The sequence below is a fragment of the Enterobacter sp. ku-bf2 genome (assembly GCF_001742765.1).
Lineage (GTDB): Bacteria > Pseudomonadota > Gammaproteobacteria > Enterobacterales > Enterobacteriaceae > Enterobacter > Enterobacter quasiroggenkampii.
The window spans coordinates 1,426,789-1,438,198 of record NZ_MDVW01000001.1; the positions used below are offsets into that span (position 1 = coordinate 1,426,789).

The 11,410-nt window shown below is 57.7% G+C and carries 9 protein-coding genes; 1 reads left to right on the forward strand and 8 read right to left on the reverse strand.

What is annotated here, in order from left to right; all coding sequences use genetic code 11:
• Positions 1 to 26: 26 nt before the first annotated feature.
• The 4 genes from mukB to cmoM are packed head-to-tail and all read right to left on the reverse strand — an operon-like array spanning position 27 to position 7,268.
• Entirely contained in the window at positions 27 to 4,478 is a 4,452-nt protein-coding gene (gene mukB / locus BFG58_RS06880; protein ID WP_063621312.1) for a chromosome partition protein MukB, read from the reverse strand.
• Complete coding sequence (mukE, locus tag BFG58_RS06885; protein WP_008499954.1) at positions 4,478 to 5,182, reverse strand: chromosome partition protein MukE; 705 nt, start codon at positions 5,180 to 5,182, stop codon at positions 4,478 to 4,480. The genes mukB and mukE overlap by 1 nt, the downstream gene beginning before the upstream one ends.
• Complete coding sequence (gene mukF, locus BFG58_RS06890) at positions 5,163 to 6,485, reverse strand: chromosome partition protein MukF (RefSeq protein ID WP_008499955.1); 1,323 nt, start codon at positions 6,483 to 6,485, stop codon at positions 5,163 to 5,165. Before mukF ends, mukE begins: the two co-directional genes overlap by 20 nt.
• A 3-nt stretch (positions 6,486 to 6,488) precedes the next feature.
• Positions 6,489 to 7,268, reverse strand: a complete 780-nt coding sequence (cmoM, locus tag BFG58_RS06895; protein WP_032649174.1) for a tRNA uridine 5-oxyacetic acid(34) methyltransferase CmoM — start codon at positions 7,266 to 7,268, stop codon at positions 6,489 to 6,491.
• Positions 7,269 to 7,392: 124 nt separating this feature from the next.
• Between cmoM and elyC the strand changes: the two genes are divergently transcribed.
• Positions 7,393 to 8,172, forward strand: coding sequence for an envelope biogenesis factor ElyC (elyC, locus tag BFG58_RS06900; RefSeq protein ID WP_048027210.1), 780 nt, complete (start codon positions 7,393 to 7,395; stop codon positions 8,170 to 8,172).
• Here the strand turns inward: elyC and BFG58_RS06905 are convergent.
• From BFG58_RS06905 to BFG58_RS06920, 4 genes are all read right to left on the reverse strand, one after another.
• Positions 8,149 to 9,042: a YcbJ family phosphotransferase gene (locus tag BFG58_RS06905; RefSeq protein WP_048027209.1), complete on the reverse strand. Its 894-nt coding sequence runs from the start codon at positions 9,040 to 9,042 to the stop codon at positions 8,149 to 8,151. The genes elyC and BFG58_RS06905 overlap by 24 nt on opposite strands.
• Before the next feature lie 142 nt (positions 9,043 to 9,184).
• Positions 9,185 to 9,931, reverse strand: a complete 747-nt coding sequence (kdsB, locus tag BFG58_RS06910) for a 3-deoxy-manno-octulosonate cytidylyltransferase (protein ID WP_008499959.1) — start codon at positions 9,929 to 9,931, stop codon at positions 9,185 to 9,187.
• Positions 9,928 to 10,110, reverse strand: coding sequence for a protein YcaR (gene ycaR / locus BFG58_RS06915; RefSeq protein WP_006174474.1), 183 nt, complete (start codon positions 10,108 to 10,110; stop codon positions 9,928 to 9,930). The genes kdsB and ycaR overlap by 4 nt, the downstream gene beginning before the upstream one ends.
• A gap of 45 nt (positions 10,111 to 10,155) precedes the next feature.
• A complete protein-coding gene (locus tag BFG58_RS06920; protein ID WP_069719502.1) occupies positions 10,156 to 11,385 on the reverse strand; it encodes a winged helix-turn-helix domain-containing protein in 1,230 nt (409 codons plus the stop codon).
• Positions 11,386 to 11,410: the final 25 nt, after the last annotated feature.

The window sequence follows — 11,410 nt, forward strand, 5'->3', positions numbered from 1 at the left end:
GGCGCCGCTTCGGATCGGAAAACGCGTCAGGAAGCGTCCGCCGTGGTTTCTGGCAGTGACTCTGGCGGCTGCGGCGCAAAGCCACGCAGCCCCACAACGTGGACGTGTTCGCTGTTCTGGAACACTTTACGCACCAGCTTGTAGGTTGTCCCTTTTTCAGGACTGATGTTCTCCGGTGCCGCAATGATGAGCTGCATATCGAGACGTTCGCAAAGCTCAAACAGCGTGGCAATGGAGCGCGCATCAAGACGCGCCGCCTCATCCAGGAACAGCAGTCGGCATGGGGAGATGTCTTTGCCGCGCAGGCGGCGCGCTTCGTCTTCCCAGCTCTGTACCACCATCACCAGAATTGACATACCGGTACCGATCGCTTCACCGGTTGAGAGCGCTCCGGACTCCGCACGCAGCCAGCCGTCTGAACCACGGTTTACCTCTACCTCCATTTCCAGGTAGTTACGGTAATCCAGCAGCTCTTCACCGATGGTTTGCGGCGTACGCTGGCCCATATCAATCTGCGGGTTCAGGCGCTGATACAGTTTCGCCAGCGCTTCAGAGAAGGTCAGACGGTTACTGTTGAACAGATCCTGATGCTGTTCGTGCTGCTCAGACAGCACTTCCAGCAGGGTGGCATGCGCTTCGCGCACGTTAACGTTGAGGCGCACGCTGTTCACCTGGCCAAACGACACGCTCTGCAGACCCTGGTTGAGCTGGCGGATACGGTTCTGCTCGCGCTGAATGGTTTTACGGATGATGTTCGCCACGCTGCGAGAGCTGATCGCCAGCTTCTGCTCGCGGGAGGTCAGCTCTTCCGTCAGACGACCCAGTTCGATTTCCATCTGTTCGATAGCCTCGACCGGATCGTCAGTACGAATGATGTCCTGACGAATACGTTCGCGCAGGTGCTGGTAAACCGCCACGAAGAACTGGATTTTACGTTCAGGACGTTTCGGATCTTCGGACATGCGCAGAACATCGCGCAGGTGTTCGTTATCCGCCACCGCCAGACGCAGGGCACCCAACGCCTTATCCGACATGGAACGCAGCTCATCGGCAGAAAGATATGCCAGCTCGCGACGGTGCAGGCGACGCTCAACGTTATTGTCTTTCACCATGCGCATCACCGCGCACCAGCCCGCCTTCGCGGTCACGACCTGCTCGCGCATCTCAAAGTAGTCGCGCTCCAGCTTGCGCAAGCGACGGGTCAGGTTATCCATTTCTGCTTCGCAGAAGGTCAGCGCTTTTTCCAGCTGATTGCGACGTGCACGGTTGTTGCTCAGCTGAGCATGCAGCTCGTCACGACGAATACGCGCGCGCTCTTCTGCCCCGCTGTCGGCACGAACGCCGATGTCCTGAAGCTCTTTCTGCAGGTCGTTTAACAGCTCCTTCTTGGTATCGAAGGAGCTTTTCAGCGAGGCCAGCACCTGGTTGTACTGGTTCAGCTGAGCGGAATGGCTGCGCATTGCTTCGCGGGCGCGGGTACGTTCCGCTTCCGCCTGCTCAAGGCGCTGACGCAGCTTTTCATTCAGATCGCTGTTACCGCTCAGCATTTCTGCCGAATCGGAGTAGCCGAAGTGGGCGCGACGCTGCACCACTTCCGTCAGGGCGAACGCCTGCTGACGCGCCTCGCGCTGCACCTGCTGCGACCAGGCATAGTCTTCTTTCAACTGCTCAAACTGTTCCGGGTCGCTCTGCAGGACAGAGACAACCGGCTCCAGCTTCGCCAGCTGATTGCCGTGCTGCTGCACGAAGCGCGCGGCTTCCTGCGCTTCATCCAGGCGCTCCTGGATCTCGTCCACGCGATCGGCCAGCGTGTCATCCGCCAGCAGATTCAGGCGCGGCAGAATGCGGTTAAGGGCCGCGACGCCCTCTTTCGCCTGCTCGAACTGGACGCGGCTCTGCTGGTTGTCGCTTTCATGACTGGCAATCGCCCGCTCCAGCTCGCCGCGACGGGTATTGAGCTTGCGAATTTCCGCTTCAGGGTCAGCTTCAAAGGCCACGGCCAGATGGCTGCCGATAAAGCGGCTAAACGCCTGATGCAGGCGCTGGGTTTTCTGCACGTCAAACGACAGCGTCGCAAAACGTTCAGATAGCGTTTCACGCTCGGCGTGCAGGCTTTCGATGCGGCTTTCGCGCGCGGCGCGGCCAAACAGCGGCAGTTCCGGGAAGCGGGAATAGCGCCACTGACGGTCAGCGATTTTCACCACCACCGCTTTTTCCAGTTCGTCGACGCTGAATACGCTGTCATCGAACGACTGCGGATCCCCTTCGATCAGGTAAAGATCTTCCGGACAATCTTCCAGGCCGGCAAGCTGCTCAGAAATCAGCGACAGATCCGGCACCACAATCGCATTACGGGATGGACCGTACAGCGCGGAGAAGTATGGCGCATCGTCCAGACCGACATCGTCGTAAATCTCGGACAGCAGCACGCCGCCAAAACGCTCCGCCAGGGCATTGAGACGCGGGTCTTCCGCACCGCCCGGCTGGCTTAAGCGTTCAATTTCTTCGTCGACTTCACGCTTGCGCGTGCCGACTTCATCACGCTCAACAATGGCTTCGCGCTCACGCTCCAGCAGCTGCTGCAGGTATTCGGTCACTTCCTGACTGGATTCAAACTGCTCGCCGCACTGTTCGCTGAGCTGGTTAAGGCTGCTCTGGGCCGCCAGCCAGACCGGTGCACGCTGCAGAAGCGCTTGCGAACGGGACTGCAGCTGTTCCAGCTCCTGACGCAGGGTCATACGCTGTTCACTGGCGCTGGAGACCGTGTCTGAAAGCGCAGCGATACGCGCCTCGAGTTCCTGATGCAGGGCCTCAAGCTCGTCAAAATCGTAATTTTTGCCCTGACGTTTGCAGAATTCCGCCAGCAGACGCTCGGCTTCCTGCTGCTCGCGCAGGCGCTGTTCCAGCTCGTTCAGACGCATACGCAGCGGCTGAACCTGCTCGGCCAGATGGCGCTGGTTCACGCCGTCGCGCAGCAGTTCACGGGCAACGTCCCAGGCTTCGTTACGCGCCAGCGGGCCGTTAATCGCCACAACCAGCTGATAAGCCTGCTCAAACTGGCTGTGTGCCGTTTGCGCAACGCTCATTTTCTGTTCGAGGGACAGCAGTTTCTCAGTGGCTTCCTGCTCTTTGGCCTGGAAGGTATCCAGCCACTCGTCGGCGCTTTCCGGCGTCAGGTCAGGCAGATGGCATAGCTCTTTCGCGCGCTGTAATGCCTGCAGTGCCTGGGTGTACTGGATCGCGCGCGTCTGCTGCACGTCCAGCGCCTGCTGGTAATCGGCAAGCTGGCTTTTCAGCTCATCCACTTCCAGCTCAGCCGCTTCGGCGCGGGCTTCGTTCTCTTCCTGCATCTCGGCGGCTTCGGCCACCACTTCATTTTGCTCTTCGAGACGGATCTGCAGCTCGTCGAGGTCCGCTTCATAGCGCTCGATTTTTTCCTGCTGACGGAGCGCAGTTTGCACCAGGTTCAGGTGATCGCTGGCGGCCTGGTAGTCGGCTTCCAGGTCGCCCTCGGCACCGTTGTGCTCACCGAGCTCGCGCGCCATTTCGACGTGCTTGTACTGCTCGGCCACCAGCTGTTTACGGGAGGTAAACAGCTCGCGGCGATATTCTAATGCCTGATCGAGGTGGACGCGGCGCTCGTTGGCGTGGCGCATGTAGTCCGCCGCCACGTAGTTGGTGGCTTCGCTGATCAGGTGTTTAAACAGGTCACGGTCAGACTGGGTAACGCGAATCGCTTCCAGCGTCATGCGGTTTTCACGCAGCGCCGCTTCCATATCCTGGAAGGCCTTACGCACGCCGCTGTTTTCCGGCAGCAGGTAGTCGCGCAGGGAGCGGGTAATGGCGCTGGAGATACCGCCGTACAGAGACGCTTCAATCAGGCGATAGTATTTGCTGCGGTCTGATGCCGTGCGCAGACGACGCGCCACCACGCCCAGATCGAACATTAACGAGTGGTAGTCGGTAATCGAGTTGAACTGCTTGAACTGAACGCCTTCTATCGCTTCGAGCTTATCTTTCAGCTCCTGGAGCGTCAGCACGCGCGCCTGGCGTTCGTTCAGGGTTTCCGTCAGCAGCGCCGTTGGCTGCATGGACGTTGGCAGCCCCTGGATGGCGAATGGTTTAATATCGACTTTACGATCGCGACCGGCAACCTGCTGCAGGCGTACGCCCACCACCACGCGCTGATGGCGGGAGTTAATGACGTCCAGAACCGAATAACAGACGCCGGCCTTCAGCTTCCCATGCAGCCCTTTATCACGGGAACCGCTTGTGGCCCCCGCTTCGGTGGTGTTACGGAAGTGAAGCAGCGTCAGGTCAGGGATCAGCGCCGTGACAAAGGCCGCCATGGTGGTGGATTTACCCGCACCGTTACCGCCGGAAAGCGTCGTGACCAGCTCATCCAGATCGAACGTTCTGGCAAAGAAGCCGTTCCAGTTAATCAGCGTCAGTGAGCGAAATTTACCGCGTTCAATCATTACTCTTCCTCCCCGCTATCCGGCAGATTCTCTTCATGCTCATCATTGAGCTGCAAATGGTTTTCCACCGGCATCGCTTCACCGTCGCGGATCATGCGAAGCTGCGCTTCACGCGCGTCATCGCCCGCACGCACGTCGGCGCCGAAGCGGAAGACAGATTCCGTAATGCGGAATTTGCTGCTGTCGTGACCCATAAACCAGACCATCCCCAGACGACGCAGACGGTTCAGGGAAGAGCGAACCTTTTCCTGTAATTTCTGACGGTCAAGATCCGACCCCGTGGAGCGGTTGTTCACCAGCTTGAGCAGCTTGCTCTCATCTGCCAGCGTCAACAGCTCGTCGTAAAGCTCCTGCTGGGTGAAGATCCCTTCATTCGCCAGACGTTCCGGGCTGAGGTAGAGGTAGCAAAGAATTTTGCCGACCATCATATCCAGCTCGGAGAGCACGGAACGCGGGATCAGCGTCGTGGAGCGCGGGCGCAGGTAGAAAAACCCTTCCGGCGCGCGGATAAGCTCCACGTTGTAGCGTGCGTAAAACTCTTCCAGGTACTCCTGGAAGTCCATCAAAAAGGCGTGATTATCCAGCTCGTCTAAGCCAATGTGACGACCGGCACGCAGCTGGCTGTCCAGCGCCGGAAATAACGGATTCGCCAGCGCCTGTGCCAGCTTAACCGGCATCACTTGTTCAATATTTGTCAATGACATGCGCCTGTACCTTGGCTCCGTAATCGTTAATTGGCTGCCACTTCGGCGGCAGTCCGGTGAAGTCTGCTTGCGCGATACCCAGGCGAACCGCCTGGTCTACCACAATGCGGGCAACGTCGAAGTGGCGCGCGCGCGGATATTGCGCCAGATAGTCGCGCACCACGAGTCCAAGATCCAGCGGAGCTTGTCTGGTTTTATAGACCGCGAGCTGTTCTTCGATCATCGCCGCAAGCTGCTCGCGAATTTCGTTAAATTCTTCATATTCCAGATCCGGCGGCAGTTCACCGGTCACCTCTTCATCGCGCAGCGCCATCTCTTCGTCGCGCATATCCAGCAGACGATCGGCATTGGCGTAGGTCAGCGCCCACGGCGCATCGAAATAGGTCTGCACCGACTGGCGCAGACGCTGGGCAAAGACGCGGTTCTTATCCATATCGATCGCGGTACGGATAAATTTATGCACGTGTCGGTCATAGCCAATCCACAGGTCGATCGACTGCTGGCCCCAGCTGATAATACGGTCCAGTTTGCTCTGCAGGTCGAACACTAAACGATCGATAAAGTGCAGATCGTCGTGCGCCAGCGTCGCGTCCTGGATGCGCAGCAGGTTCGCCTGCAGCTTATCCCCTGCGGCTTCCAGCGTATCCTGCAGCTCACGCAGCGTACCGGAGGTTTCTGACAGCAGAAGTTCACAGCTGGAGATGGCCGCTCGCCAGTCTTTATTCAGCAGCTGTGCGATATCGTCTTTCACCTGCTGCTGCTGTTCGTCCATCAGGCGCTGGGTCAGATCGATACTGTCGAAGATTTCCGCCACCGAATATTTCAGCGGTGCATAGACGTTTCGGTGCCAGTGGAATTCGTCACCGTCTTCATCTGCCGCATCGGCGGCGCGCTTAAGCTCACCCGCCACGATCGACAGCTGCATGGAAAGACGCAGCGTGGAAAATTCACGCTGGCGGATATAATAATCGGTGATGCCGATGCCCAGTGGCGTCAGGCGATAGATGGCGTTTCCTTCCGCCTGCTCGCTGGTAAAGCGGTTCAGCAGACGTTGACGCACCATATCGTTGATCGCGTTGTTGGCACGGACGCTAATGGTTTCGCTGGTTTGCTCAAACGCATCACTGACGTGGCGGAACGCATCCACCAGTTCACCCTCGCTCATTTCACCATCCAGCCGCTCGCCGTTCAGCGTGGCGACCGCCAGCAGGAAAGAGAGTCTGTCTACCGGCAGCGAGATGGAGAAATCGTTTTTCCTGGCCCAGGCAACCAGTTCGGGGACTGTCTGGGAAAATTCACTCATAGGTTATCCTTGCATCTGCGGCTTGTGCGCGGTGACGTGAATATAGCGGCCAAGGCTGACAAAAGGCTCCTGACGGCAATACCGCGTTTCCAATTCTGTTAAGGTGTCAAAACAGTCACGCTGTTTGTGTTTTTCACGCAGATAATCATGAAACACCCTGACGCCCGTTTTCCCGACAATCTGCCAGCCAATCGCTTCCAGCCAGCCATAAACCTGCTGTGGATCGCGCGGATAGTCCGGGGAAAGCGTGCGCTTTTTCTTTTTGGGCATCCCGACCTGAACATAGTCGAAGTTTCCCGCAACCATGTTGTGCATCAGGAAGCCGTTAGCATTGTAGAACATCAGCGACAGCGTGCCGCCCGGGCGCAACATCGACCACAGGGTTTGTAACACGCTTTGCGGATCGGCAACCCACTCCAGCACCGCATGAAACAATATCAGATCAACCTGGGTTTCCAAATGCTGTGCGATGTCCTGAGCGGCGCATTGTATAAAATGCATGTTGTCGCTCACACCTTTCTCTTCTGCCGCACGCGTCGCGCGGGCGACCATTTCAGCAGAAAGATCGCAAAGCGTGACGTGATGACCGCGTTCAGCCATTTTTATGGCCGTCTGCCCTTCACCACCACCGGCGTCCAGCACGCGCAACGTTTGGCCACCGAACGTAGCCAGAATGGTGTCCAGATCCTGCCAGAGGATCGTCTGACGAAGCTGCCCCTTCGTGGTGCCATAAATGTTGCGCGAAAATTTTTCCGCGATGTCATCAAAATTGCGATCCCGCATTGGGAGAGTTCCACTCGCTAACTGCAAAACCGCTATTTTGTCACAGCCGCGCGGAGAATGAACCTCTCTGGTGTAATATCACCGGCAATCACCTGCTATATGGTCAAAAAAGGAACCAAAAAGGATGCTTTTTACCCTTAAGAAATACATTGGAGGGATGATGCTTCCCCTTCCGCTGCTGCTCATCATCATCGCGCTGGGGCTGGCGTTGGTGTGGTTCAGTCGCTTTCAGAAGAGTGGCAAAACGCTTATCACGCTCGGCTGGCTGGTCTTGCTGCTGTTGAGCCTGCAACCGGTCGCGGATGGCCTGTTACGCCCCATCGAAAACAGGTACCCAACATGGCAGGGAAATCAGAAAGTGTCGTACATCGTGGTGCTGGGCGGTGGATATACCTGGGATCCTGACTGGGCCCCGAGCTCAAACCTGATCAACAACAGCCTGCCACGGCTGAACGAAGGTATTCGCCTGTGGCTGGCGAATCCGGGATCAAAAATGATCTTCACCGGCGCGGCGGCGAAAACGAACCCGGTGAGTACGGCTGAAGCGGGCGCCAGGGTCGCGGAATCTCTCGGCGTACCGCGTTCCTCGATCATCACGCTGGACAGCCCGAAAGACACCGAAGAAGAGGCTGCTGCAGTGAAGCAGGCGATTGGCGATGCCCCGTTCTTGCTGGTGACCTCCGCCTCACACCTGCCGCGCGCGATGATTTTCTTTGAGAAGCAAGGCCTGCACCCGCTTCCCGCACCGGCAAACCAGATGGCCATCGACGCACCGCTCAACCCGTGGGAACGGGCAATCCCCTCCCCGGTATGGCTGATGCATAGCGACCGCGTCGGCTACGAGACGCTCGGACGCCTCTGGCAGTGGCTGAAAGGATCCTCAGGCGAGCCAGGGCAAGAGTGATTTTGTTGCCAGATCGAAGTTTGCGCGATTGAATCGTCCGGTGTTCACCAGCTGCGCGACTTCGTCCCAGAGCAGGTAGAGCCAGCGTCGCCAGAGAAACGCTTCCGCAACGGGGGCGCGTTGAAGGTAATGCCACAGTAAGCCTTCCGCCGCCCCGCTGTCGCTGAGCCTGAACAGCTCATATTCGCGCGGTGCCCAGAGCATGATGCCCGGCCCCACCATTGCCAGAAGCTGATCGCTGCGGGCGTCTTTGAGCATGCTGCGCAGGGTAAAATTGCCGTGGATCAGCACGCAGTTGTCATTAAAACCTTCGAACAAGGCCGGTAAGCACTCCCGGGTACGAAACAGGATACGTTTGTCCTGCATGGTTAAACCGGTATTGTTGAACTGGTTAAGCGTTCCCCACAGCACTTCAACCCGCTGGCGGTACCACAGCGGCCAGAGGTTTTCCTGGGTGCTGTCAACCGGTCCGACAAGTCCACGGCTATCCTGACGGTGCCAGGCCAGCAGCGCCTCGACAATCTGATCTTTCAGCTGCTCCCAGCGTTCCGGCGTTCGCGCGGGCGCTTCAACGGGCACACCGCGTAAACGTTCAATCAGCAGTACGTCCGGGCCGGGGTGTTCCTCATGGGTCATCACACCATACACCGTCGGCATACGCACGGTTCCCTCCCGCGCCAGCATCGACATTTTCCATGCAAGCTGCCTGGCAACGCCGGGTGACGTGAAACTTCTTGCCATTAGCGGCATCGGGTTACCCTGACTGTCGTAAAGCGACCAGAGCGCGGTATCGGCTTTTTCACTCACGCATTCGACCCGGCTTAACTTTTCACCCAGCAGATGGCTAAGTTCGGCACGCAGCTGTTCCATATGAGATTACCCCCATTAAGACTACTGCTTTTATAATGAGCGTCCTTAATGAAGATGTCACCCGGAAGAGATCAATCAGGAAAAAGAAAGTGAAAAATAAAGCGGAGAGTGCATCCCTCCCTGCGGAGAGATGCCGGTAAGATTAACGCAATTCGGCGCGAACGCGCTCAAGATCTTCAGGGGTGTCTACGCCCGTGCCGGGGACTTCCTCAGCAACGGCAACGTGAATTTTCTCGCCGTACCAGAGCACGCGAAGCTGCTCCAGCATTTCGATATGCTCCAGCGGGCTCGGCGCCCAGGCCACATAGCGGCGAATAAAGCCCGCGCGATAGCCGTAGATCCCAATATGACGCAGGAAGGTATCACCGATGGTCTCTTTAGAGAGCGCAAAGCGATCGCGATCCCACGGGATCGTGGCGCGGGAGAAATAAAGCGCATAGCCTTCCGCATCCATGACGACCTTCACCGCATTCGGGTTGAAAGCTTCTTCTGCATGATGAATGGGTACCGCCAGCGTCGCCATTCCGACCTGACGCTGCGCCAGGTTTTCGGCCACCTGACGGATAATGACCGCGGGGATCATCGGCTCGTCACCCTGCACGTTTACGATGACCGTATCATCACTGAAACCGCATTTCTCAACCACTTCCGCCAGACGTTCGGTGCCGGACTGGTGATCGGCGCGAGTCATGCACACCTCTCCGCCTGCGGCCTCAACCGCACGAGCGACATCCGGATGGTCGGTGGCAACAATCACGCGGTCAGCACCCGATTCACGCGCGCGCTCGAGGACATGCACAATCATCGGCTTGCCGTTAATATCCACCAGCGGTTTACCCGGCAGACGCGTTGAGGCATAACGCGCAGGAATAATGACGACAAAACTCATGGCTTGCTCTCTTCTGCCACCAGGGAACGGGCTTCATTTTCCAGCAATACCGGAATACCGTCACGCAGCGGGAAAGCCAGACTGTCCAGCTTGCAAATGAGCTCTTGTTTGTCCTGGCTGTAGTAAAGTTTGCCGTTGCATACCGGGCAGGCAATAATTTCAAGTAAACGGTGATCCATAGTTCCTCCGTATGGGTAATCGCTAAAGCTTAACACATTCCCTTTTCAGGACGTGCCTGTTTCCCAGCCACTTCGACAGGATGTAAACAATCCATCAGGTACCCGGCCCAGCGTCACGTCGTCGGCCCCCTGCCAACGCGCGAATTCACTAATGGCGGACGTTAATCCTTTTTCCAGGCTCGCCGTCACCCTGACGCCCTCTTGCAGATAAAGCGCAATGATTTCAAGCGTGCCGGTCTTGCGGTGCATTTTGGCATCCATGCGCCCGACCAGCTGTCCTTTATGCAGCAGCGGTAAAACAAAGTAGCCATACTGGCGCTTTGGGGCCGGGGTATAACATTCCAGCCGGTAGCTAAAATCAAAGAGCTGCTCGGCGCGTTTTCTGTCCCAGACGACCGGATCGAACGGCGACAATACCGCGCTGTGGGTTGCCTGAAGTTTCCCCTCCAGAGCCTGAGGCAATAACGGAAGGAGATCCGCATGCAGCCACATTTCGCCCAGCGTTTCCACGGTAACGGGAATAACGCGCTGCTCGTGTTGCCACATGTCCAGCAGCGGTTTCAGCACGGGCTGGCGCAGGCGATAATAATCTGCCAGCCACTGCGCGCGAAAAATCCCCAGACTGCGGGCGCTGTTCTCCAGCATAATGGCCTCGGCCGCCTCCTGGGTAAGCAGGTCGCGCTCGTCGTCCCAGTGCGGCATCACGCGATGCGTCAGATCGTAGACGCGCTGAAAGTTACGCCGCTCAATCACCATGACTTTCCCAGAGGTAAATAACCCTTCGAGATGACGTTTGTGCGGCTTCCACTCCCACCAGCCGCTTGCCCCCTTGCGCGGGTGTTCAAAATCGGCAGAGCGTACAGGACCGTTTTCCTGAATATGCGCGATGAGCTGCTCTATTTCAGCCGCATGTTCCTGCATCCAGGCCTGTCGGTATTTCCAGCCCATCTTTTCCGGCGCAAGCATACGGTGACGCACCAGGGCAAAATCGCTGCGAGGAAGGAAGCAGGCTTCATGCGCCCAATACTCCATCAACTCCCCCTTGCTGAGCGCCTCATCCAGCCACTGGGAAGGATAACTCCCCAGGCGGCTAAACAGCACCAGGTAAGGGCTGCGGGCCACAATATTAATGGTGTCGATCTGGAGGAGCGACATGCGCTGTACGGTAGAGAGGATATCGGCAGGCTGCGCGCGGCGGCGGGGCTTTTTGAGCAGCCCCTGCGCGGCCAGGTGGAGATTACGTGCGGCTGAAAGCGAGAGTTGCGGTAGAGACATGCGTTTTCCTGTCAGTCAAAGCGCC